Below are 2,254 nucleotides of genomic sequence, written 5' to 3'. Positions count from 1 at the left end.
GTGCTGGGCGAACAGGGCTTCGTCGGCCTGTTCATCTTCCTGGCGCTGTTCACCATGGGCTGGTTCACGGCCGGCACCTTGCGCACGAAGGCGCGCGGCAAGCCCGAGACGCAATGGCTGTCGGACCTCGGCGGCATGCTGCAGGTGAGCCTGGCCGGCTATGCCGTGGGCGGCGCCTTCCTGAGCCTGAGCTACTGGGACCTGCCGTACAACGTGCTGGTGCTGGCCGTCGTCGGCCGGCGCTGGCTGGAGCGCAAGGAGTGGCTGCGGGAGAAGGAGGAGCCGGTCATCTACTGGCCCGAGTTCCTGAAGAAGCGCTTCGAGAAGAAGAAAAGCATCCCCCTGCCATGAAGCCCCTGTTCAGCCTGCTGTCCCCGGCCGGCGCGCGTGCGCGCCTGACCGTGTTGATCTTCCACCGCGTGCTGCGCGAGCTCGACCCGCTGTTTCCCGACGAGGTCGACGCGGCCCGCTTCGATGAACTGCTGGGCTGGGCCAAGTCCTGGTTCAACGTGCTGCCGCTGGACACGGCGATCCGGCAGCTTCACGATGGCAGCCTGCCGGCACGGGCTGCCGCGCTGAGCTTCGACGACGGCTATGCCGACAACCATGACGTCGCCCTGCCGCTGCTGCAGAAGCACGGCCTGCCCTGCAGCTTCTTTGTCGCCACCGGCTTTCTGGATGGCGGCCGCATGTGGAACGACACGCTGATCGAATCGGTGCGGCTCAGCGCCAAGTCCATGCTGGACCTGCGCGGCCTGCAGGACGGTCGCGGCGAGGACCTGGGCCAACTGGCACTGGGCGATACCGCTGGCCGCCGCGCGATGCTGGGCAAGCTCATCGAACGCGTGAAATACCTGCCTCCCGAGCCGCGGCTGGCCTGCGTCAATGCCATCGCGGCGCGCGCCGAGGTCAACCCGCCGGACGACCTGATGATGAGCAGCGAGCAGGTGCGCAGCCTTCGTCGTGCCGGCATGCAGATCGGTGCTCACACGGTCAGCCATCCCATCCTGGCCACGCTCGACGCCAGCCAGGCCGCCGACGAGATCGGCCGCAGCCGCGATGTGCTGCAGCAGCTGCTGGGCGAGAAGGTCGGCCTGTTCGCCTATCCCAACGGCAAGCCGGGGACGGATTACCTGCCCGAGGTGCATCCCGCCCTCGTGCGCGAACTCGGCTTCGATGCGGCCGTGTCCACGCGCTGGGCCGCGGCGCGGCGCGGCGACGACGTGTTCCAGATCCCGCGCTTCACGCCCTGGGATCGCGACCGGCTGAAGTTCGGCCTGCGGCTGGCGCGCAACCTGCTCAGCTGATGCGCCGCGTCCTCTTCATCGCCTATCTGTTCCCGCCGATCACCAACTCCGGCACGCGGCGCAGCCTCGCTTTCGCCAACCATCTGCCCGATCTGGGCTGGGAGCCGCTGGTGCTGAGCCTGGAGCCCGACCCGCGCTCCCACGTCGACTCGGAGCTGCTGAGTGAGGTCAGGCCTGGCACGCGGGTCGAGCGCGTGCCGCTGCAGAGCCGCGTGCTGGCCCGCCGCTGGGCGGGCTGGCTGCCCGGGCGCCTGCGTGAGCGCGCCGTCGCGGCGCTGGCCTGGCGGCTGCGTGCGCGGTCCGAAGTGCCCGACCAGGCCGCGGGCTGGCTCAAGCCCGCCGTCGAGCGGGCCCTGTCCCTGCGCGACAGCGTGGGTTTTGACGCCATCTACGCCAGCGGCTGGCCCTGGACCGGTTTCCTCATCGCCCGCGAGGTGTCGCGCCGCACCGGCAAACCCTATGTGCTCGACTATCGCGACCAGTGGACGCCCAGCGGCGACATGGCCTGGGAGCAGGTGTCGGCCGAGCAGGCTCGCGAGAACCCGGCGCTGGAGCGGCTGGCGGCGCGCGACGCGGCGGCCGTCGTCACCGTGACCCACGCACTGGTGGACAGCATCGGCCGCGACTGCGGCCGCGGCGACCTGCACCTGATCACCAACGGCTTCGAGCCGGCCGACTTCGCTGGCGAGGCCTCGCCCGTCGCTGATGGCCTGCTGCGCATCGCCTACACCGGCGTCTGGCGCCCTGGCTACGGTTTGCAGGACCTGTATGCGGCCATCGCCTTGCTTCAGGCCCAAGGCTGCCCGGAGCTTTCGCGGCTGCGCGTGCAGGCCGCTGGCTTCAAACCAGGCCCGGCGGCTGAGGCTGGAGTCACCGCATGGGTGACGGAGCTGGGCCCCGTGCCGCACGGCCAGGCCGTCACGCTGATGAAGCAGGCCGACCTGCTC

Annotated in this window: 2 protein-coding genes and 1 pseudogene; all 3 read left to right on the top strand. The window is 70.2% G+C overall.

Features of this window, described 5'->3' with window-relative positions; all coding sequences use genetic code 11:
• Positions 1-351: pseudogene (locus tag AC1DU6_RS28215) on the top strand (hypothetical protein); the annotation flags it as partial.
• Complete coding sequence (locus tag AC1DU6_RS28210; RefSeq protein ID WP_457355971.1) at positions 348-1,307, top strand: polysaccharide deacetylase family protein; 960 nt, start codon at positions 348-350, stop codon at positions 1,305-1,307. The pseudogene AC1DU6_RS28215 and the gene AC1DU6_RS28210, both read left to right, overlap by 4 nt.
• Positions 1,307-2,254, top strand: a 948-nt coding sequence (locus AC1DU6_RS28205; protein WP_477861166.1) for a glycosyltransferase, incomplete at its 3' end; no start/stop codon positions are given. The genes AC1DU6_RS28210 and AC1DU6_RS28205, both read left to right, overlap by 1 nt.

This window comes from Roseateles sp. P5_B10 (assembly GCF_056400485.1).
The sequence above is the reverse complement of the archived record's forward strand: the minus strand, read 5'-3'. Positions and strand labels throughout refer to the sequence as shown.